21 protein-coding genes, 1 pseudogene and 1 riboswitch are annotated in these 21,044 nt (G+C 58.1%); of the genes and pseudogenes, 16 read left to right on the top strand and 6 right to left on the bottom strand.

From position 1 onward, the window contains the following. Positions 1–103: 103 nt before the first annotated feature. The 12 genes from ubiE (at position 104) to H598_RS0101300 (ending at position 11,534) form a co-directional block, all read left to right on the top strand. Positions 104–856 carry a bifunctional demethylmenaquinone methyltransferase/2-methoxy-6-polyprenyl-1,4-benzoquinol methylase UbiE gene (ubiE, locus tag H598_RS0101355; RefSeq protein WP_028111393.1) on the top strand — a complete coding sequence of 251 codons (753 nt, stop codon included), beginning with the start codon at positions 104–106 and terminating at the stop codon, positions 854–856. A gap of 13 nt (positions 857–869) precedes the next feature. Beyond that, complete coding sequence (locus H598_RS0101350) at positions 870–1,478, top strand: ubiquinone biosynthesis accessory factor UbiJ (RefSeq protein WP_028111392.1); 609 nt, start codon at positions 870–872, stop codon at positions 1,476–1,478. Next, positions 1,468–3,102: a ubiquinone biosynthesis regulatory protein kinase UbiB gene (ubiB, locus tag H598_RS0101345; protein ID WP_028111391.1), complete on the top strand. Its 1,635-nt coding sequence runs from the start codon at positions 1,468–1,470 to the stop codon at positions 3,100–3,102. The genes H598_RS0101350 and ubiB overlap by 11 nt, the downstream gene beginning before the upstream one ends. Before the next feature lie 66 nt (positions 3,103–3,168). Beyond that, positions 3,169–3,396 (top strand): Sec-independent protein translocase subunit TatA, encoded by a 228-nt coding sequence (tatA, locus tag H598_RS0101340; protein ID WP_028111390.1) that lies wholly within the window; start codon positions 3,169–3,171, stop codon positions 3,394–3,396. Positions 3,397–3,402: 6 nt separating this feature from the next. Beyond that, on the top strand, positions 3,403–3,798 hold the full coding sequence (tatB, locus tag H598_RS0101335) for a Sec-independent protein translocase protein TatB (RefSeq protein WP_028111389.1): 396 nt from the start codon (positions 3,403–3,405) through the stop codon (positions 3,796–3,798). A 2-nt stretch (positions 3,799–3,800) separates the two neighbouring features. Then, the gene (gene tatC, locus H598_RS0101330) at positions 3,801–4,565 is read left to right on the top strand and encodes a twin-arginine translocase subunit TatC (protein WP_028111388.1); all 765 of its coding nucleotides are present in this window, start codon (positions 3,801–3,803) and stop codon (positions 4,563–4,565) included. Between the two features lie 54 nt (positions 4,566–4,619). After that, entirely contained in the window at positions 4,620–5,153 is a 534-nt protein-coding gene (locus H598_RS25350; RefSeq protein ID WP_051252239.1) for a hypothetical protein, read from the top strand. Further along, on the top strand, positions 5,143–5,946 hold the full coding sequence (locus H598_RS0101320) for a TatD family hydrolase (RefSeq protein WP_245595537.1): 804 nt from the start codon (positions 5,143–5,145) through the stop codon (positions 5,944–5,946). Before H598_RS25350 ends, H598_RS0101320 begins: the two co-directional genes overlap by 11 nt. A 159-nt stretch (positions 5,947–6,105) precedes the next feature. After that, positions 6,106–7,077: a porphobilinogen synthase gene (gene hemB, locus H598_RS0101315; RefSeq protein WP_371878144.1), complete on the top strand. Its 972-nt coding sequence runs from the start codon at positions 6,106–6,108 to the stop codon at positions 7,075–7,077. Between the two features lie 179 nt (positions 7,078–7,256). Continuing rightward, positions 7,257–7,799, top strand: coding sequence for a thioredoxin family protein (locus H598_RS0101310; protein WP_245595536.1), 543 nt, complete (start codon positions 7,257–7,259; stop codon positions 7,797–7,799). 239 nt (positions 7,800–8,038) lie between these two features. Further along, positions 8,039–8,119, top strand: a riboswitch (cyclic di-GMP riboswitch). A gap of 81 nt (positions 8,120–8,200) precedes the next feature. Beyond that, positions 8,201–10,867 carry a hypothetical protein gene (locus H598_RS0101305; protein WP_028111384.1) on the top strand — a complete coding sequence of 889 codons (2,667 nt, stop codon included), beginning with the start codon at positions 8,201–8,203 and terminating at the stop codon, positions 10,865–10,867. A gap of 103 nt (positions 10,868–10,970) precedes the next feature. Beyond that, a complete protein-coding gene (locus H598_RS0101300; protein WP_028111383.1) occupies positions 10,971–11,534 on the top strand; it encodes a type II secretion system protein in 564 nt (187 codons plus the stop codon). Positions 11,535–11,582: 48 nt separating this feature from the next. Here the strand turns inward: H598_RS0101300 and H598_RS0101295 are convergent, their stop codons facing one another. The 4 genes from H598_RS0101295 to rhlB all read right to left on the bottom strand — a co-directional run bounded on the left by H598_RS0101295 (position 11,583) and on the right by rhlB (position 16,778). Beyond that, positions 11,583–12,920 carry a CoA-disulfide reductase gene (locus H598_RS0101295; RefSeq protein ID WP_028111382.1) on the bottom strand — a complete coding sequence of 446 codons (1,338 nt, stop codon included), beginning with the start codon at positions 12,918–12,920 and terminating at the stop codon, positions 11,583–11,585. A 60-nt stretch (positions 12,921–12,980) separates the two neighbouring features. Continuing rightward, a complete protein-coding gene (locus tag H598_RS0101290; RefSeq protein ID WP_028111381.1) occupies positions 12,981–14,378 on the bottom strand; it encodes an L-cystine transporter in 1,398 nt (465 codons plus the stop codon). 185 nt (positions 14,379–14,563) lie between these two features. Beyond that, a complete protein-coding gene (locus H598_RS0101285) occupies positions 14,564–15,499 on the bottom strand; it encodes a Ppx/GppA phosphatase family protein (protein WP_084144267.1) in 936 nt (311 codons plus the stop codon). After that, the gene (gene rhlB, locus H598_RS0101280) at positions 15,486–16,778 is read right to left on the bottom strand and encodes an ATP-dependent RNA helicase RhlB (protein WP_028111379.1); all 1,293 of its coding nucleotides are present in this window, start codon (positions 16,776–16,778) and stop codon (positions 15,486–15,488) included. Before rhlB ends, H598_RS0101285 begins: the two co-directional genes overlap by 14 nt. A gap of 318 nt (positions 16,779–17,096) precedes the next feature. On the opposite strand from rhlB, the gene trxA reads away from it, so the two are divergent. Beyond that, entirely contained in the window at positions 17,097–17,423 is a 327-nt protein-coding gene (gene trxA, locus H598_RS0101275; RefSeq protein WP_028111378.1) for a thioredoxin TrxA, read from the top strand. Between the two features lie 225 nt (positions 17,424–17,648). Then, on the top strand, positions 17,649–18,914 hold the full coding sequence (gene rho / locus H598_RS0101270; protein ID WP_028111377.1) for a transcription termination factor Rho: 1,266 nt from the start codon (positions 17,649–17,651) through the stop codon (positions 18,912–18,914). Between the two features lie 57 nt (positions 18,915–18,971). On the opposite strand, the gene H598_RS0101265 is transcribed toward rho, so the two are convergent. After that, positions 18,972–19,688: a LysR substrate-binding domain-containing protein gene (locus H598_RS0101265; RefSeq protein ID WP_245595535.1), complete on the bottom strand. Its 717-nt coding sequence runs from the start codon at positions 19,686–19,688 to the stop codon at positions 18,972–18,974. A 54-nt stretch (positions 19,689–19,742) separates the two neighbouring features. Further along, positions 19,743–19,943: pseudogene (locus H598_RS27150) on the bottom strand (helix-turn-helix domain-containing protein); the annotation flags it as partial. 426 nt (positions 19,944–20,369) lie between these two features. On the opposite strand from H598_RS27150, the gene H598_RS26275 reads away from it, so the two are divergent. Further along, entirely contained in the window at positions 20,370–20,546 is a 177-nt protein-coding gene (locus H598_RS26275) for a hypothetical protein (protein ID WP_156896889.1), read from the top strand. Positions 20,547–20,590: 44 nt separating this feature from the next. After that, entirely contained in the window at positions 20,591–21,043 is a 453-nt protein-coding gene (locus tag H598_RS0101255) for a multiheme c-type cytochrome (protein WP_051252234.1), read from the top strand. The last annotated feature ends 1 nt before the right edge of the window (position 21,044 follow it).

Below are 21,044 nucleotides of genomic sequence, written 5' to 3'. Positions count from 1 at the left end.
ATCGTGATAACGGTTACAGATTGGCCGCGCCCCGTTTCTGTTCACTGTTTTAAAGTGTAGACTGTGTCCAATTTCCAGCTAGCTAACATAGGAATGCCCGCTCATGGCTGATAACGGGGACAAGACCCATTTCGGATACAAAACGGTAGAGGCCGATAAGAAGGCCGAAATGGTTGCCGACGTATTCCACTCTGTCGCCTCCAAGTACGACCTGATGAACGATTTGATGTCTTTCGGGGTTCATCGCTATTGGAAACGTTTCACCATCGAATGCGCCGCCGCCCGCCCGGGCATGAAGGTTCTGGATCTGGCCGGTGGTACCGGGGACCTGACCAAAAAATTCTCCCAGCTGGTGGGAGAAAAGGGCGAAGTGGTTCTGGCCGACATTAACGACTCCATGCTGAAAGTCGGTCGCGCCAAGCTGCAAGACCAGGGCGTGGTTGGCAACGTCAACTACGTACAGGCCAACGCCGAAGCCCTGCCGTTCCCGGACAACCATTTCGACATCATTACCATCGCCTTTGGCCTGCGTAATGTTACCGAGAAAGAGAAGGCGCTGGCGTCCATGAACCGGGTACTGAAGCCCGGTGGTAAGTTGCTGGTGCTGGAATTCTCCAAGCCGCTGAACCCGATGATGCAAAAAGCCTACGACTTCTACAGCTTCCAGGTGATTCCTAAGATGGGCTCCATGGTGGCCGGCGACGCCGAAAGCTACCAGTACCTGTCGGAATCGATCCGCATGCATCCGGATCAGGAAACCCTGAAGCAGATGATGCTCAGCGCCGGTTTCGACCAGGCAGACTACGTCAACATGACCAATGGTGTGGTTGCCCTGCACCGCGGCTATAAGTTCTGATCAGCGAGGCACTATGCACCTTGCCACCCTAGTAGCAGGCAGCCTGGAAGCGGCGCTGGGGCACCTGCTGAAGTACCATCCCGATGCCCGTCCTCTGGCCGACTGCCAGGGGCAGGTGATCGAACTGCAGCTCGCCGAACTGCCCTGGCCTTTGTATCTGATCATGGCCGACCCGATTCTGGTGTACAGCCGCTATGGCGGCGACAGCCAGGCTCAGCTCAAGGTCAGCCTGTCGGTGTTGGCCGCCATTCAGGCCGGTGAGCCACTGTCGGAACTGGTCAAGCAGCAGAAGCTGGAGATCAGCGGCGACATGCAACTGGTGGGCAAGCTAACCCAACTCCTGAGTCAGATTGAGCCTGACCTGACCGAGCCCCTGAGCAAACTGGTGGGCGACGGCATGGCCTATCGCATGCACAGCCTCGGCAAGAGCCTGTTCGATCTTGGCCGCCAACAGCTTCAGGCCGGCGGTGCCCATCTGAGCGACTACCTGATCGAGGAGCGCCAGGTGCTGCCCGGCCCCAGCGAAGTCAGCCTGTTTTGCCAACAGGTGGATGAGTTGCAACAGCGGGCCGAAGCCCTGCTGGGCCGCCTGACCGCGCTGGAGAAACGCCATGAGCCTTAGCGCCCTCAAGCGTGCCTATCAGATCGCCCGCACTGTTCGTCAGTACCGATTGATCGAACTGCTGCCCGCCGAGCGCACACCATTGCTGCTCAAGATCATGGACCGGACGATGTTCTGGGTCGGTCGCAAAGCCGGCGACGCCAACGCCAGTGCCCGAGTCAAATTGGCGTTGCAATCACTGGGGCCGGTATTCATCAAGTTTGGCCAAATGCTGTCTACCCGCCGCGACCTGCTGCCGGACGAGTTTGCCAACGCCCTGGCGGAACTGCAGGATCGCGTGCCCCCGTTCGATGGCCAACTGGCCCAACGGGAGATCGAGCAAGCACTGGGGCAACCGGTGGATCGCCTGTTCAGTAACTTCGACATCACCCCGCTGGCCTCCGCCTCGGTGGCCCAGGTTCACACCGCCACCATTAAAGCCACCGGCGACGACATCATCCTCAAGGTGGTTCGCCCGGACATCGAGCGGGTCATTCACGCCGATCTGGGCCTGATGGCCGCCACCGCGGCGATGATCAGCAACACCGAAAAAGGCAAGCGCCTGCGCGCGGTCGAAGTGGTGGAGGATTACCGCAAGACCATTCTGGCGGAGCTGGACCTGGTCCAGGAAGCCAGCAACGCTCGCCGCCTGCGGGACAACTTCGCCGGCTCACCGGCGCTCTACATCCCCCGGGTCTATCCGGAGTTGTGTCGACGCAAACTGCTGGTGATGGAACGGATCTACGGCATTCCGGTCACCGACCTGGATGCGCTCAAGGCCCAGGGCACCGACATGAAGAAACTGGCGGAACGTGGGGTGGAGGTGTTCTTTACCCAGGTGTTCCGCGACAACTTCTTCCACGCCGACATGCACCCGGGCAACATCTTTGTCAGCCGTGAGCATCCGGACGATCCCACCTACATCGGCATCGACTGTGGCATCGTCGGCAGCCTGACCGAAAACGACAAACGCTGCCTCGCCGACGTATTCCTGGCCTTCTTTAACCAGGACTACCCTCGCCTGGCCCACGTCTACATCGGCTCCGGCTGGGTCAGCGCCGACACCGACCCCATCGAATTTGAAAAGGCACTGCGCAAGGTACTGGAGCCTCTGGAAAACAAACCCCTGTCGCAGATCAGCTTCGGTCACCTGCTGGTGGAGCTGTTCCGTTGTGCCCGCGAATTCGAAATGGAGGTGCAACCGCAACTGGTGCTGCTGGAGAAAACCCTGCTGTACATCGAAGGGCTGGGGCGGCAGTTGTACCCACAGCTGGATCTGTGGCAAACCGCCAAGCCGTTCCTGGAACAGTGGATGGCCGAACAGATCGGACCATCGGCCCAGGCCAAGCGGGTTCGTGAAGCGTTGCCATTCTGGCTGGAGAAGCTGCCGGAGATGCCGGATCTGCTGCACGACAACCTGCAACTGAGTCGGCAACTGCTCCGACATCCTCAGGGAATCATGGATCGATACATTCGCCAGCGTCGCAGGATTCACAATAGTCACTACTTCCTCATTATTGGCTCGGTTTTGTTGATCTCCAGCACAATATTGCTAGGGAAATTCAGTACAATCTGGCCTTCAACGGCTTTGGCCCTTGCCGGAATTGCGGCATGGACCAAAGGCTGGCGGCTCAACAATCAGTGAAAACGCCGTCAAAACTTGATACATTGAATATCGTTTATTTACTTTTTTAGAGATCCCGGAGACAACATGGGTGGCATCAGTATTTGGCAACTTCTAATCATCGCGCTGATCGTAGTTCTGCTGTTCGGAACTAAGAAACTGCGTGGCATGGGCTCCGATCTGGGTGGCGCGGTAAAGGGCTTTAAGAAAGCCATTGGCGACGAAGACGCCAAGCCAGCGGAAAAGAAAGCTATCGAAGAAGAGAAGGCAGCAGACTCCACCACTGCCGAGCAGAAAAACAAAGAACAGGCCTAAACCACTATGTTTGACGGTATTGGCATGTTTGAACTGGTTCTGATTGCCGTTTTGGGCCTGGTGGTGCTGGGACCAGAGCGGCTACCGGTTGCCATGCGCAGCGTCAGTCGCTGGCTGACTACCATCAAACGCATGGCCGGTTCAGTAAAAGACGAACTCGAGCAGGAACTGAAGATCGAGCAGTTGCAGGCGGATCTTAAGAAGGCGGAGTCCAAAGGACTCGAATCTCTGGATCCTGGCCTGAAGCAATCGATTCAGGAACTACGTGACGCTGCACAATCGGTGAATCGCCCCTATCAGGTGCAACAACCGGAAACCACCGAGTCCCCTGCCCCTTCGATCTCGCCCACTCCCGAGCCCTCAGCCCCCAAGGCTACGGAATCGGGTAAACCTTCAGAGTAAGTATGTCCGAGCAGCAACCCCTAATCAGTCATCTGCTTGAGCTGAGAAACCGCCTGATGCACATCATCGGCGGTGTCTTGCTCGTGTTCGCCAGCCTGGCGTACTGGGCTAACGACATCTATAACTATCTGTCCTTACCGCTGCTGGCGGTAATGCCGGACAACGCCTCGATGATCGCCACCGACGTGGCCTCGCCGTTCTTCGCTCCCTTCAAGCTGACCATGTTTGTGGCCTTGTTCGTTGCCATGCCCTATGTACTGTTCCAGATCTGGGCCTTCGTGGCGCCGGGACTGTACAAACATGAAAAGCGACTGGTGTTTCCGCTGCTGATCAGCAGTTCACTGCTGTTTTACGGTGGCATCGCGTTTGCGTACTACATCGTATTCCCGGTGGTGTTCGGGTTCTTTACCAGTGTGGCACCGGAAGGAGTGCAGGTCGCAACCGACATCAACAGCTATCTGAGCTTTGTTCTGAAGCTGTTTTTCGCCTTCGGACTGGCCTTTGAGATCCCGGTAGCGGTGATTCTTTTGGTCTGGGCAGGGGTCACTACCCCGGAGGATTTGAAGAAAAACCGACCTTATATTGTTGTCGGTGCCTTCGTTGTTGGTATGCTACTGACACCGCCGGACATCATCTCACAGAGCATGTTGGCTTTGCCGATGTTACTTCTGTTTGAAGGAGGCCTGTTCTTCGCCCGCTTGTACAAGCCCCGTGATGACGAAGAAGAGGATCAGGAAGAGACCACTGAGGAAGCAACCAAAGAGTAACTTCCCTCCCGATCTGGCGGTCTAAGGGACAATAACAACTAAAGGAAACGTTATATGAACAAGGCCGCCATCTTCGCTTTACTGCTCACTCCCGTTGCCGCCCAGGCCGCGGAACCCGCCTGTAACGCCATCGATGATCAACTGCAGCGCCTGGCGTGCTATGACCAGGCTGCCGAAGCCATCCTCAATTGTCAGCAGCAACAGGATCGCCTCGATCGGCTGGTGTGTTACGACAAACTCAACGGCACCTCTGCCGCCAGCCTGAGCCCGGCTCCGGTTGTGGCCGCTGCCGCCCCGGCCGCCGTTACCAGCTCGCCCCAATCTGCCGAGCAGGAGTTCGGGCTGATCAAGAAGGCCGACGAGAACGAGCCGGAACAGATTCAAGGCACCATCACCAAGATGAGCAAAGACGCCTACGGCAAGTTCACCATCACTCTGGACAATGGTCAGAGCTGGAAACAAACCGAATCTCGCAACTTCCGCCTCAGCAAGCAGGGCACCATCACCATCAGCAAAGCCGCCCTGGGATCGTTCCTGTTGACCCAGGAAGGCCGCAATGGCAGCGTGCGGGTCAAGCGTGTCCAGTAACAGCGCACCACTGGCCTGGACCGACATCGCCGTCAACCTGAGCTCCAGTCAGTTTCGCCATGATCTGGAGGAGGTCATCGTCCGCGCCGCCGACGCCGGGGTCCGTGACCTCATCGCCGTCGCCAGCGACCTGGAGGAATCCAGGCAGTTGCAGAGCCTGATTCAGGCTCACCCCGGCATCCGCACGACTGCCGGGGTTCACCCTCACTACGCCAGCCGCTTCGACGCCGACAGCCCGCAGCAGCTGCGGCAACTGTGCGGCCATCCGGCGGTGGTTGCCGTCGGCGAGTGCGGCCTGGATTACAACCGCGACTTCTCCCCCAGGGCGGATCAGCGGCGGGCCTTTTCCGCCCAGCTGAAGCTGGCCTGCGACCTGGCCAAGCCGGTGCTGATGCACTGCCGCGACGCCGGTGACGACTTTCAGGCCATGGTCCACGAGCATCGTCCCAACCTGAGCGGTGGGGTGCTGCATTGCTTTACCGGCACCGAGCAGGAACTCTATCAGGCGCTGGATCTGGATCTGTTCATCGGCATTACCGGCTGGGTGTGCGACGAGCGGCGGGGCCAGGAACTGGCACGGCTAGTGCCGATGATTCCCGCCGAGCGGCTGTTGCTGGAGACCGATGCCCCCTACCTGTTGCCCCGGGATCTGAGACCCAAACCCAAAAGCCGCCGCAACGAACCGCGATGGCTGCCACACATTGCCAATAAAGTGGCGGAGCTGCGCAACGAATCGCTGGAATCGTTGTCGTACCAGTGCCAATTGAACGCCAAACGCCTGTTTCAAGTGTGATTAAGCTCCTATCCAGAGTGGTAGAGTTTGCTAATATTGTCACCACGAGATCGGCCCAGCCCCGTCGTCCTCCTGTTTGACGGGCAAATTTGGCCATCACCCCCCATTACCAAGGAGCAGCAAGTGACCGTTGTAACCGGACCTTTTTCTCGTCGCCGCATGCGTCGGATGCGTCGTCATGACTTTTCCCGTCGCCTGATGGCCGAGAGCCAGCTGAGCGTCAATGATTTGATCTACCCAGTGTTTGTGCTGGAGGGCAATGCCCGTAAAGAGCAGGTTGAGTCCATGCCCGGCGTCGAGCGTCTGTCCATTGACCTGTTGATCGAGGAAGCCCGTGAGATTGTTGCTCTGGGCATTCCAGCCATCGCGCTGTTCCCGGTGACCCCGCAGGAGATCAAATCTCTGGGCGCCGAAGAAGCCTATAACCCGGATGGCCTGGCTCAGAAAGCGGTTCGAGCCCTGAAGCGGGAGTTCCCAGAGCTGGGTGTGATCACCGACGTGGCACTGGATCCGTTCACCACTCACGGTCAGGACGGCATCATCGATGACGAAGGTTACATCCTTAACGACATCACCACCGAAGTGCTGGTGAAGCAGGCCCTGTCCCATGCCGAAGCCGGTGCCGACGTGGTGGCCCCGTCCGACATGATGGATGGCCGCGTTGGCGCCATTCGCGATGCCCTGGAAGCCGCCGGTCACGTCAACACCCAGATCATGGCCTACTCCGCCAAGTACTCCTCCAGCTACTACGGCCCATTCCGCGATGCGGTCGGCTCCGCCGGTAACCTGAAGGGGGGCAACAAGCACACCTATCAGATGGATCCCGCCAACTCCGATGAGGCCCTGCAGGAAGTGGCCATGGACATCGAAGAGGGTGCCGATATGGTGATGGTGAAGCCGGGCATGCCTTACCTGGACATCGTACGCCGGGTTAAGACCGAGCTGAAGGTCCCCACCTTTGCTTACCAGGTCAGCGGCGAATACGCCATGCACATGGCTGCCATTCAAAACGGCTGGCTCGACGAGCGTAAGATCATTCTGGAATCCCTGCTGTGCTTCAAGCGGGCCGGTGCCGATGGCGTACTGACCTACTTTGCCAAGCGCGTGGCTCAGTGGCTGAACGAAAAGTAACCCCCTGAATCGATTCCATCGAGGCGGCTTCGGCCGCCTTTTTTGTGCTTCTGGATCGGCTCGCCATCGAGGCAGAAACTGTGACAACGGTCATGATCGGCTTCACAGTTCCGTTACCGCCAGGGCACCTCTTGGCTGAATCTGGGTCAGACTAGCAGGAGACAAACTAAGGTGAGAGAATGATGAAAAAGAGCACGTTGATGGCCATGTTATTGGCCCCGGCCCTGCTGAGCAGCGGCGCCTTTGCCAACTCTGGCTGTGGCTTTGAAGAGGGACAGAAAGGCCCCTTCGCCACCTGCGATCAACCCGATAAACAGGAGGTTATTTTGACCGGTGAACTGGCCATGGCCGACATCATGGACGCCATTCCGGGTTACAGCGATAACTACGCTGACTATGCCCCTCAGCCTCAGTGGCTGGACAAACTGAAGGCGGTCGACACCCCAACCGAGATCGTGGTTATCATCGGCACCTGGTGCCCGGATTGCCACCGTGAAACCCCGCGTTTTGCCAAGATTCTGGAACTGGCCGGCAACGACCACCTGCAGGTGCGTTACATCGGCGTCGATCGCAGCAAGGCGGACCCGCAGCACCTGGCCGCCGCCTACGATTTCCAACGGATTCCCACCTTCATCATCCAGCAACAGGGCAAGGAGATCGGTCGCATCATCGAATCGCCGACCACCTCGCTGGAACAGGATCTGGCAGAGATTCTGAAATAGCACTCTCAAGGTGCCAACGCCATTAAATTCAATGGCTTGGCACCTTAGCCCAACTGTAAATATCTGTTTTAACGCATCCTTTTTTCACACGGTGTCAGCATCGACTCACAGTCGTTCATCTTTGCCATGACATCGACGTAACCTCATGATTTAATCCCTAAGTCACCGCGATGACCGAGCCGGTATCCCCGCTTTGTCGCCGCTTATCGACACCATAATAACGACATCACACGATGCATCGCTGACAATGGCAAACCAGCTGCGAAGCTGGGACGCAAAGCCACCGGTCTCTGCTTCACAGAGACAGCGGGGTTTCCAGCGTATCGAGTGGTCCCGGTGGCCACTCGGCGTTCGCCAGCGCCAGCGTTTGAAATAGGTTCAACCATTAGGGATGGTAGACTATGCACTTCAGACGCCACCTGCTGGCCATATCCATGGCCGCAGCATTAACCCAACTCGCCGCCTGCGGCGGTTCCTCCTCATCCACCCCGACGCCCACCCCGGAGCCACCGGCACCGGAGCCGACTCAGAGCTTGTCCGGCACCACCGCCGATGGTTACCTGGTTAACGCTCAGGTCTGCCTGGATCTGAACAACAATAACGAGTGTGATCCCAGCGAGCCCACCACCCAGTCTCAGTCCGGGGGCCAGTTTCATTTCGACAACCTGGACGGGGATCTGGATCTGACCCAAGCTCGGGTATTGGTGAAAGTCATCGCCGGCCAGACCGAAGATGAAGATGCACCCGGCATCCTCATCGATCAGGGTTACACCATGACCGCCCCAGCTGGGGTCAACGCCTTCATCAGCCCACTGACCACCATGCTGGCTGCCGAGGTCAAAAACAGCGATCTCGACCTGGAGACGGCGACCGCCGCCCTGGAACAGTCGCTGGGCATTCAGGGCTCCGAACTCAGCGTATTGGACGACTACATCGCCGGCAAACAGCATGAAAACGGCCAGGGCTACGACCGCATTCACAAGGTCGCCCAGGTGGTCGCCCGGGTCACTGCCGCCGCTCACAAGGCGATGGCCGCCAACGGTGGTACCGGCGGCGACGCCAACGACAGCGAAGTGGCCGATGCCATTGCCGATACCGTGGCAGAGAACCTGGAGTTGCTGGTCGCCAGCGTCGATCAGTCCGAAGCCAGTGGCGACGACACCGACGTCGACGCCATTGCCGATCAGGTCAATGAAGCTTTGCCGCTGGCGCCGGAAGAGGTGCAGGAACAGGTGGAGGAGAATCGCGAGCACGCCCATAAACAGCACTCCGACCTGATGGAAATCATCACCCAGGAGCGCGGCATGTTCGAGCTGGGTGGCCATGAGCAGCGCAGCTACCAAGCGGATAGCCAGACCTGCATCGCCGAACGGGAGCTGAGTTATCAGCAGATTCAACTGCAGGAGCAGCAGGTCCAATTTAACCGCTTCGGCTACCAGGGAGCGGAACTCGGCTTCACTGCCAGCGACGACGACGATCGCCGCGATACGCTGATCTGGAAGCAAGGCAGTTGGCAGTCGATGGACAACGCCATCCACATCGAATCGGTGCAGGAAGACGGCTCCGTCATTGTCGAGTCCGATGTCGACGGCCGCCAGCAAGTGTGGGCTCGCAAGCTGGACCTGACCGACCTGAAAATGAAGCGCTACGCCAATGGCGAAAAAGTCTGGATGCACCAACTTAGCAGCGACCTTCGCTTTCCCGCCGATGCCCAGGGCTATCAGCTGACCTTCAGACAACTGAGCCAGCGCGCTCTGCTCTCCTACGATCCGCAGTGTGATGCACAGACCCAATGGTGCAACCAGGTTAACCTGCCAACCGGCCCGGCCCAGCAACTGCAGCAGCTGCTGGCTAACGCCGCCGGTGAGGCGCCGTTGATCTACATCGGCGGCGAAGAGGGCACCAGCCTGGCGGTTCGCCTGTACGGCAGTCTGGAGCAGCAACAAGGCGACCTGCGCCTGTTTGTGGTCCAGCACCAGCACTGCGATGACTCAGGTTGCGGCCAGCCACAGGCTAAAGACGGCGGCAGTTGGCACTTGACCGACTTTGGTCTGCAGCTGTCGCTGCCACAATGGACCCAGTCGCTGCTGGGTGAGGACAACGCCTCGGCCCTGCTGACCGTTCATGACGGCCTGGTGCGGCACGCCTACCTGATCGACGAAGGCACCACCCGCAGCAACGACTGGAGCTTCAACGGCAGCGCCATCGACGCCCTGATTGAAGGACTTGGTGCGCCGTCGCTACGTCAGGAGTTGCCACTGTCGGAGTGCGGCGTCCATCATCCCGGCGATGGAACCGACCCCGGCGATGGAACCGAACCCGGTGACGGTGACCAGCCCGGTGACGGCGACGACAAACCGGCGCCCCCTGAGCTAGTGGCCGACCCCACCGCCACCGCCGCACTGACCGGCACACAGTATCTGGCCGAAGGCGGCGATTTCCAGGCGCTGATTCAATTCGGTGCCCAGGGGCAGCTGCTGACCTGGGTGGACGACATCGACGAAGGCCAGGTCTCGCACCACCGCAACAATGGCCGCTGGGTCATCGACGCCGACCAGCAACTGCTGCTGCAGTTTGATGGCGGCGACTGGGCATTGCTGCAACTGGCGGACGCCGAGCTGGGCGCCGACGTGATGAAGGCCAGCGAGCTGGATAACGGCGTCGTCGAAGCGTACCCACTGTCTCGAATTCGGCCGTTGGCGTTGGAACCGCTGTCACAGCCACAGTCGTTTCGTCTGACTGCCGACGACGAGGCGCAGTGCAGCATGACCCTGCATCTGAACGGCTCCGATAACCACCAGCAGGGCAGTGGTTGGGTCGACCTGAGCCAGTGCGCCGACGACAGTGACAGCGGCGTCAATCAGGAGTTCTTATGGGCGCAGACCGACGCTGGCTTCAAACTGCAACCGATCATGGCCGATGGCAGCGTTGACCCGGAAACCCTGATGCTGTCCCGTTTCGGCAGCGGTCCACTGGAGCGGGTGCTGATGCGTACCGTCTCGCCTCAGGCCGATGGCCAGCGGAATGACGACATGCTGGAAAGCTTCCGTTTTGAGTGGCTGCCCTAGCGTTTCCCGGCTGCCCTTCGGGGCAGCCCATTTTCCGTCAGGCTTCCCTTTCTGTTCAGATCATTTACTCTAGTGACTGTTTACCGTCTACGAGTGCCGATCAATGAAGCAACGCGGATTCACCCTGATGGAGCTGGTGATCACCCTGATCGTGGTGGCCATCCTGGCGGTCATCGCCTTTCCCAGGTTGACCAGCCTCAGACCAGAAGCCGAGCTGGCTCAAGCCAAAGCGGTGGCCGCTTCGTTTCAGCAGGCGGTGGCGTTCGCGCACACCCGCTGGCAGATCGTCAGCCCGGGAAAGGAGATCGTTAACCTGCCCGGTTACGTGGATGGCGTGTTGGATCTGAATGCCGCGGGCTACCCACTTGGCATCAACAAGAACAACCCCATGGGCCAGGCTCAGCAGATTGGTAAGGGTGATGCTGGCTGCGTCTCCCTGTGGCAAACCCTGATCGTCGATGCTCCCAGCGTCGCTCTGCCCTCCAATGATCCCGATTTCAATGCCGATTACCACGCCTATCGCCATAACGAAAATGGCGACAATAACCCGATGAGCCGCTGCAGTTACGTCTATCGGGCCGGCGGCGATCGTGCTGACCGCGACAGCGCCGCCATTGTCATCGAATACCGCTCCGAAGATGGCAGCGTCGGGGTCATCCAACGCTAGCTCACCGCTTTCCCACCATAAAAAAGGGCGCCTGAGCGCCCTGTTGAATTACTTGGCCACGTTCCCCGCGACGTTGATGGCATCCCAGGTGCGGGCAAACGGCGGCGCGTACACCAGATCCAACATCCCCAGATCCGCCGTGGTCATCTTGGCATGGATGGCCGCCGCCAGGGTGTCAACTCGCAACACCGCTCCCGGTCCGCCGGCGATCTGGCCGCCCAACAGCTGTTTGCTGACCCGGTCGTACACCAGTTTCACCCGTAACGACTGCTGGTTCGGTACGTAGTTGGTGGTGTTTTTGTCGTTAATCACCACTGTGCTGTAATCCAGCCCTAACTCCCGAGCTTCGCGCTCACTGATGCCGGTGCGGCCCGCTTCCAGCGCCAGCACCTTGACCCCGGCACTGCCCAGGGTTCCCGGGAAGGCGCGGGCACCGCCACAGAGGTTCTCGCCGATCAGTCGCCCCAGCTTATTGGCGGTGGTCGCCAGCGGAATGTAGACCGGCTGACGACGCACCCGGTGCCAGACCGTGGCACAATCGCCGGCGGCGTATACCGCCCGCAGGCTGGTGCGGCCCTGCTCATCGATGACGATGGCCCCATTGCTCAACCGCTCGATGCCGGTGTCGGACAAGAACTCGCTGTTGGGGCGCACGCCGGTCGCCACAATCACCATATCGGCACGATATTGGCCGGCATTGGTGTGGACATGTTGTACCCGCCCCTGCTCCCCGGACAACGATTGCACCGCCTCCTTAAGGTGCAGCTGCACCCCTTTTTCCAGCAACTCCTGCTGAATCAGCTCGCTGATCTCAACATCGAACGACTCGGTCAGGACTCGGTCACTCAGCTCGATCAATCGCACTCGCTTGCCTTGGTGTACCAACGCCTCGACCACCTCCAGGCCGATGTAGCCGGCACCGATCACCACCACCTCTTCAATGGCGGCAGACTGCAACTGCGGCTTAATGGTGAGGCCATCCTCGAGGGTTTTCAGGAAATGCACCCCCTGCAATGCCAACCCCTCGATGGGCGGTTTTACCACCGAGGCGCCGGTGGCGATCATCAGGCTGTCATAGTCTTGAGTAAACTGCTCACCGGACGCCAGATCGGTGACCCACAGTCGCTGCTGGTCGCAATCCAATCGCTCCACCCGATGGCCAGTGCGCAGATCAATGCCGGAATCCCGGAACTGGGCCACACTGCGCTCCGCCATGTAACCGGGCTCATCAAAACTGTCACCAATAAAATACGGCAGGCCACAGGCGCCAAAGGAGACCACCTCGGATTGCTCAAACACAATAATCTCGGCATCCCGGTCGGTTCGACGCGCCTTGGCGGCGGCACTCATGCCGGCGGCTTCGCCGCCGATAATCACAATTTTCATAGACTCAATTTCCACGCAAAAGGCCGCCCGATGGCGGCCTTTTCTTTCAAAAGTCGAGGCTCAGGAGGCGGACTCCAGGTCCACATCCAACTCCTGCTCACCGTTATACACCGCCATGTCGGTCTGACCCAACACCCGGCTGGTAACGAAACCGGCGGTCATGGCGCCATTCACATTCAAAGCGGTGCGGCCCATGTCGATCAGCGGCTCGATGGAGATCAGCAAACCGGCCAGGGCCACTGGCATATCCAGCGCCGTCAGCACAATCAGCGCGGCGAACGTCGCCCCGCCGCCGACGCCGGCCACCCCAAAGGAGCCGACAACAATGGTGGCGATCATGGTAATGATGAACGACGGCGTCATCGGATCAATGCCGATGGTGGGGGCGATCATCGCCACCAGCATCGCCGGGTAGATGCCCGCGCAGCCATTCTGGCCGATGGTAGCACCAAAGGACGCCGACAGGTTGGCAATGCCGTCCGGTACCCCCAGACGGTGAGTCTGGGTCTGAATGTTCAGCGGCATGGTGCCGGCACTGGTGCGGCTGGTAAAGGCAAAAGACAGTACCGGCAGCACCTTGCGAATGTAGGTCACCGGGTTGCCGCCGAAGAAGCTCACCAGCAGCAGGTGAATCAGGAACATCAGCCCCAGCGCGGTGTAAGACGCCGCCACAAAATTGATCAGGTTGAAAATGTCCGCAAACTTACTGGTGGCCAGTACCTTGGTCATCAAGGCCAGCACCCCATACGGGGTCAGGCGCAGTACCAGGGTAACGATCCGCATCACCACCGCATAGGCCACTTCGATGAAGGCGTCGAACCGCTCTGCCACCAGCGGCTGTTTGCGGTGCAGACCGAGGCCGGCGATGCCGACAAAGGCGGAGAAAATCACCACCGAGATGATGGAGGTGTCACGGGCACCGGTCATGTCGAGGAAGGGGTTGGCCGGGATCAAATTCACCAGCGTAGTGGCGATGGAGATGCCAGAGGCGGCGCCTTCCCGGGACAACAGGTAGGCGGCCCGGTCGGCCTCTCGAGCCCCCTGGGTCAGCCCCTCGGCGGTCAAGCCAAACAGGTTGGCGACGAAGAAGCCGATCAGGCCGGCAATGGCCACGGTGATCAGCAGCACACCGATGGTCAGGCCGCTGATTTTCCCCAGAGACTCGGCATCCTTGAGTTTGAGAATGGCACTGATGATGGAAACCATCACCAGCGGCATGACGATCATCTTCAGCAGCTGCACATAGCCCTGACCGACGATGTTGAAGTAGTCGATGGAGGTTGCCAGGTGTGGCGAGTCCACGCCGTACACCAGTTGCAGAATCAGGCCAAAGGCCACCCCGATTCCGAGACCGGCAAACACCCTGTGGGTAAACTTTACATGCTTCTGCTGCATGCGATACAGCAGCCACAACAGCGCTAACATCGCCAGGACGTTCGCCACCACCAATACACTCATTTACTCTTACCTCACCCCATTGCCTGGGGAGTCATGCCAGTACCAAAATTGTTTACAGTTTGTTATGTTGAATTCTTGCCCAGATTCAGGCGTAAGCCCTGATTCGCGGGTAGTACAGAATACTCGACCGGGAAAGATCGCCCTTAGTACCAAAATGAATTTGTTATAAACAAATCGTAATAATCTTAGGTATCGGCAGCCTGGTAAGCGTCAGATTGCAGCCGATGCAGCAGCCCCTCGCGCAGGGCACCACCGGCCTGGCGCAATTCGGTGATGTTCAGCAGCTCGAAGATACTCAGCAAAATGGCCACCCCAGCGGCAAACGGCGGTCGCCGCTCACTATCCAGCAAGGCCAGCACCGCCTCGCTGTCCTCACACAAGCGGGCTTTCACCAGCGCCAGCAATTCCGATGTCAGCACCGGTTGCGACCACCCCAACTGTGGAGCCAGCTCAAACAGGGCCCGGACCGTGCCGGACACCCCGAGGCAATGCTGCCACCGAAACGTCGTCATCTGTGGCAGCTGTGGCGCCAGTAACCGGGCCACCGCCTCCGCCACCGCCTCGAAACCGGCCTCGGTCACGGCCTCGGCAAAGTAGCGCTGGGTATAGAGCACGCAGCCAAGCTCGAAGGAGTGCTTGAAATGGATCTGCTCGGCATCGCCGATCACCAGCTCAGTACTGGCACCACCGATGTCGATCACCAGGGCCTCACCCGCCACCGAGGTGCAGGCTCGCATGCCCTGATAAATCAGCTCCGCCTCGGCATCGCCGCTGATCACTTCGATGGGATAGCCCAGCAGCGGCTCGGCTCGCGCTCTGAATTGATCGCCATTGGCCGCCACCCGCAGGGCCGCCGTCGCCAGCACCTGTACCCGTTGTGGCTGGGCCTGCCTGAGAATGTCACCAAACCAGGCCAGGCAGTCGATGCCCCGCTCAAACGCCGCGTCCGACAAGCCGGTTTCGGCATCCAGCCCTTCCGCCAGGCGGACCTTGCGCTTATGTTTGGCGACCACCTCGGGCACACCGGAGGCACTGGGACGGGCCAGGAGCAGATTAAAACTGTTGGAGCCTAAGGTAACGGCGGCCAAAAGGCCGCCGTTGGAGGGATTACCGCTTGTCATGACGACGAGGGCCGCGCTGACCGGAGGAGCGATCCCGCCCGCCGGGGCGTTTACCGCCGGTGTTGGGGCGGCGGTGACGCTGAATCCGCTGTGGACGCTTAACGTCAGTCAGCAACGCATCGGCGTCGTAGTTGGTCACCGCAATGGTGTGACCGATGTAGGCCTCAATGTCAGGCAGGTTAAGGGCATACTCTTCACAGGCGAAGCTGATGGAAGAGCCCTCAGCGCCGGCACGGCCGGTACGACCGATGCGGTGAACGTAATCTTCACAATCGTCTGGCAGGTCATAGTTAAAGACGTGGGTTACGTCGCTGATGTGAAGGCCCCGGGCCGCCACGTCGGTAGCCACCAGGAAGTCCAGCTCGCCACCCTTAAACTGCTCAAGGATACGAACCCGCTTTTTCTGCGGCACGTCACCGGTCAGCAGACCGACCCGATGGCCGTCGCCGGCCATCCAGCCACAGATGTCTTCGCAGCGATGCTTGGTGTTGGCGAAGATGATGGCTTTGTCTGGCCACTCCTCCTCCACCAGCGTCAGCAACAGGCGCATCTTGTCTTCGTTGGAGGGGTAGAACAGCTCCTCCTTGATGCGCTTGCCGGTCTTCTGCTCTGGTTCCACTTCCACGTGAACCGGATCGTTCATGTGTTCGTAAGCCAGTTCCTTAACCTTATGGGACAAGGTGGCAGAGAACAGCATGTTGCGACGATCTTTCGCCGCCGGCATGCGGCGGAACAGGTAGCGGATGTCGCGAATAAAGCCAAGATCGAACATGCGATCCGCTTCATCCAGCACCATGACCTGGATCGAGTTGAGGTTGAACACGCCCTGCTTGAAGTAGTCAATCAAGCGGCCGGTGGTACCAATCAGAACATCCACGCCAGCTTCCAGGGTGGCACGCTGGGCATCGTAGCCTTCGCCACCGTAGGCCAGGCCCATTTTCAGGCCGGCGCTTGCCGCCAGAGGCTCGGCATCGCGATGAATCTGGATGGCCAGTTCACGCGTCGGCGCCATGACAATGGCCCGGGGGCTCTTGCCATCGTGCTGCTCCGGCACAGGGCGGGTGATCAGTTCATGAAAAGTCGCCGCCAGAAATGCCAGGGTCTTACCGGTACCGGTCTGCGCCTGACCAGCAATGTCTTTGCCGTCCAGTACGATAGGTAGGGATAGGGCCTGAATCGGCGTGCAGTGAGTGAACCCTGTCTGCACCAGCGCATCAGCCACTTGAGGGGCCAGCGGCAGGTCGGTGAAGCGGGTGTCAGTTAAGTGTGTTTTGCTCATGGTTGGAAAGCATACCGGATGCGCTTGCATTAGAAAACGTGATCCAGTCAAATATTACCGATTCTATTGAGGAATCATTCAGTCGACACAGAGCAGTTTGCGCTTCGTCACTGTCCGTTGCCCAAACAGGGCACCACAGTCCTGGCCTGTAAACGGATGAAACTCGAACGGACGCCAGCGCAACAGAAGAAACTGACAAGATCTGATACCCAGGCGAAGACAACACTTTTTGTTCGCCTGAGGGTTGAAAGCGTCGCCGATTGGCCCAAGATTGCAGTCATGGGACCCGTCCCGACCAAAAAATAAACGGAGTAAACAATGAGCGAAAAGATTGTACAGCTGAGTGACGACAGCTTCGAAGCCGATGTATTGAAATCCGACACCCCTGTGCTGGTGGACTTCTGGGCGGAATGGTGTGGTCCTTGCAAAATGATCGCCCCGGTTCTGGATGAACTGGCCGAAGAGTACGGCGATCAAGTCGTTATCGGTAAAATGAACGTTGACCAGAACAACGGCACCCCGGCCAAATACGGCATTCGTGGCATCCCGACCCTGCTGCTGTTTAAGAATGGCGAGCTGGCAGGCACCAAGGTAGGCGCAGCCTCTAAGACTCAGTTGAAAGAGTTCATTGACTCCCATCTGTAACGCCTTTCAACCCAGGCTACGGCCTGGGTTGACCTTCCCCATGTCACCAATCAATTAAAAAGCCCGGTCGACACTGGACGCTGTTTTGCTTTAGTGCTAGTTTATTAGCCAACACTTGCCAGCCTGTCACGGCTTCTGCCTTTTGGGCGACCTAAAAAAACCTCAATTAGTTTTGTAACGAACGCGTCGATATTCAACTGGCGCCAAAACCACAAAGACCCACCCATGAATCTATCTGAACTTAAGCAGAAACCCGTCTCCGAGCTAGTCGCTCTGGCTGAGTCCATGGGACTCGACAACATGGCTCGCGCACGGAAGCAAGACATCCTATTCTCCATTCTCAAGGCACACGCAAAAAGTGGCGAAGACATCTTCGGCGGCGGCGTGCTGGAGATTCTGCAAGACGGCTTTGGTTTCTTGCGCAGCGCCGACGCGTCCTTCCTGGCTGGTCCGGATGACATCTACGTGTCTCCTAGCCAGATTCGACGCTTCAACCTGCGCACTGGTGACACCATTGCCGGTAAGATTCGTCCACCGAAAGAGGGCGAGCGTTACTTCGCCCTGCTGAAGGTGAATCAGGTTAACTACGATCGTCCGGAAAACTCCCGCAACAAGATCCTGTTTGAAAACCTGACCCCACTGCACGCCAATGACCGCTTGCGGATGGAGCGTGGTAATGGCTCTACTGAAGACATCACCGCCCGGGTTCTGGATCTGGCCAGCCCCATCGGTAAAGGTCAGCGTGGCCTGATCGTTGCGCCACCCAAGGCCGGTAAAACCCTGCTGCTGCAAAACATTGCTCAGTCCATTGCCTACAATCACCCGGATTGTGAACTGATGGTACTGCTGATCGATGAGCGTCCGGAAGAAGTCACCGAGATGCAGCGCCTGGTGAAAGGTGAAGTAGTCGCGTCCACCTTCGATGAGCCAGCTTCCCGCCACGTACAGGTGGCAGAGATGGTTATCGAGAAGGCCAAACGCCTGGTTGAACACAAGAAAGACGTGGTGATTCTGCTGGATTCCATCACCCGTCTGGCTCGTGCCTACAACACCGTGATCCCCTCCTCCGGTAAAGTACTGACCGGTGGTGTGGACGCCAATGCCCTGCACCGTCCTAAGCGTTTCTTCGGTGCGGCTCGTAACGTCGAAGAGGGCGGCAGCCTGACCATCATCGCCACCGCGCTGATCGATACCGGCTCCAAGATGGACGAAGTGATCTACGAAGAGTTTAAGGGCACCGGTAACATGGAACTGCACCTGTCTCGTAAGATTGCCGAGAAGCGGGTCTTCCCGGCCATCGACTTCAACCGTTCCGGCACCCGTCGCGAGGAGCTGCTGACCAGCTCCGAAGAGCTGCAGAAGATGTGGATTCTGCGTAAGATTCTGCACCCGATGCAGGAGATCGAAGCGATGGAATTCCTCATCGACCGTCTGGCCATGACCAAGACCAACGACGAGTTCTTCACCGCCATGAAACGCTCCAAGGGCTAACGCCGACGGACAACAAAAAAGCCGCTGAATGCGGCTTTTTTTGTGTCTGGCATTAACTCAGTCCCGGGGCTCGGCGGCCTCGCGGGTAAACTGACGCAGGGACTCCACCAGCCAGGGCGGTACCGCACGGCCACTGCGCTGCACCAGGTGGAATCCTGGTTCACCGTCCCCACAACTCAACCTCAGTACCTCCTGACGCACTTCATCGGGAATGCGCTGCACACGAATGCCGTTGACCGAGCGCAGGAAGTTGACCGCATGAGCGCCACACACGACCGACAAATTACTGGAGTTGACGATCATCTCGGTCAGTTCAGTCAGGCTATTGACCCGGGCGGCCACGTTCAGGTCCAGCGCCATTTTCCGAGCCACCGACTCCAGCGGATCCTCGGTATCATTAAACTCGGTCATCTCGGTTACCACAATGGGATGCCGGAACAACTCGGCGAGGTTGACCCGGCCCTGCTGCCATATCGGGTGCTCACTGCAACCCACCAGGTAGGCCGAGGTATTGCGGGCCACCAGCTCACTGCCCAGCTGCGGACAGCCTTGCAAGGCGTAAAACACCCCCAGGTCCAGGTGATGGGACTCCATGTCCTCCACCACCTTGCCATTCCAGCCGGTGGTAACAATATCCAGTTGTTCACCACGGCTGCGACACACGTTGCTCAGGTACTGAGTCAGGCCCGCCTGCATGGTGGCCGGAACCGCAATGGAAACCCGACGGCGCTCGACCACATCGGGGTGAAGTTGTTCCGATAAACTGTCGGACACTTGCAGCAACTGTTCCATGGTGGGATAGAGACGAGACGCGAGAGAGGTCGGCTCAAATCCATACTGTTTCCGAATAAATAATTGATCGTTAAATACTTGTCTTAATGCAGCCAACGCTCTACTAATTTTAGAGGGCTGCACTCCCATTCTTTTTGCGACTGTCTGTGAATTAAGAACTTGGTATATATTAACAAACACAGTTACATTAAATATTGATAAGTCGCATATGCTATCTATCTTTGAACACGAGTTCATAGCAACTCCTTGGTACATCATCATCGCTTTAAAAAGTACCACCAAATGGGTAGAAAACAAAAGATCTAATTCAGATATTTATGAACCCAAAACTCGATTTGTAGAACTGCATCTTTCATTTTATTGCTTTTGAATACAGCAATTTAGGGTAAAACGCTGAAATTCGCGGTGAAATTGTTAAAAACGCAATACTAAGTTGCGACTAGTAATATTCAGAAGGTTGAAAAAGCAATTAATCATATTGCCAATAAGTGATATTTAAAGAATGCATTTCCCGAAAATGGAAATATTTACCAGATCAAAATATTCCTATTTATAGGGCAAGTTAGGATTCAAATTTGATCGTAATCAATATTAATGGGGCAAATAAAGAATAAAAATAGAGTCAAGGAAGGGAAATCCCCTTTTTAAGCCCAGGAGGATATTATGAGCTTCGCTACTTTCCTAACAGTTGTATTACCTTATCTGTTCTTGTTCTTTGTTCTGTTCATCGCATTGCCCTATGTGGCCTCTGCCATTGTGGTGGGTTTCTACGAGTACCTGACCGACGGTAAAAAGAAAACCGTTGCCGCTCCAGCCCGCCACGCCAAACCGCAACACTGATCGACTTCGGGCCCTTCGGGGCCCCCAATCTCCCCGGAGGATATATGAGAGATCGGCATCTGCTATCGATCTTGGTGAGCTGCGCCTTGCTGGCCATGGCTGCCTCACCCCTGCAGGCGGCCAACGACGCCTCAGCCAAGTGCCTACGTTGCCACAAGAAGAACGGCTCCATGGAAGGCGTTCACAGCACCATCGGCAAACAGGGACTGGCCTGCACCAGTTGCCACGGCGACCAAGGCAGTCACCCCAGAAAGAAAGCGCCGGTCATCGAGTTTGGCGCCGACAGCCAGACTGAGGTGGCGATCCAAAATCAGCGCTGCGCCCGCTGCCACAAACCGGTCAAGCTGCGTAACGCCGACTGGACCCACGATGTCCATCAGGACAAAGTCGGCTGCGCCGACTGCCACCAACTGCACCCCCACACCGACCCCATCTCCGAACTGGATGAGATCGGCCGGACCCAACTGTGCGTGGATTGCCACGGCAGCCAGCAATAAG

The organism is Ferrimonas kyonanensis DSM 18153, from assembly GCF_000425405.1.
Taxonomy (GTDB): Bacteria; Pseudomonadota; Gammaproteobacteria; order Enterobacterales; family Shewanellaceae; genus Ferrimonas; species Ferrimonas kyonanensis.
Note: the sequence above shows the minus strand (reverse complement) of the source record. Positions and strands in the feature narration are given on the sequence as shown.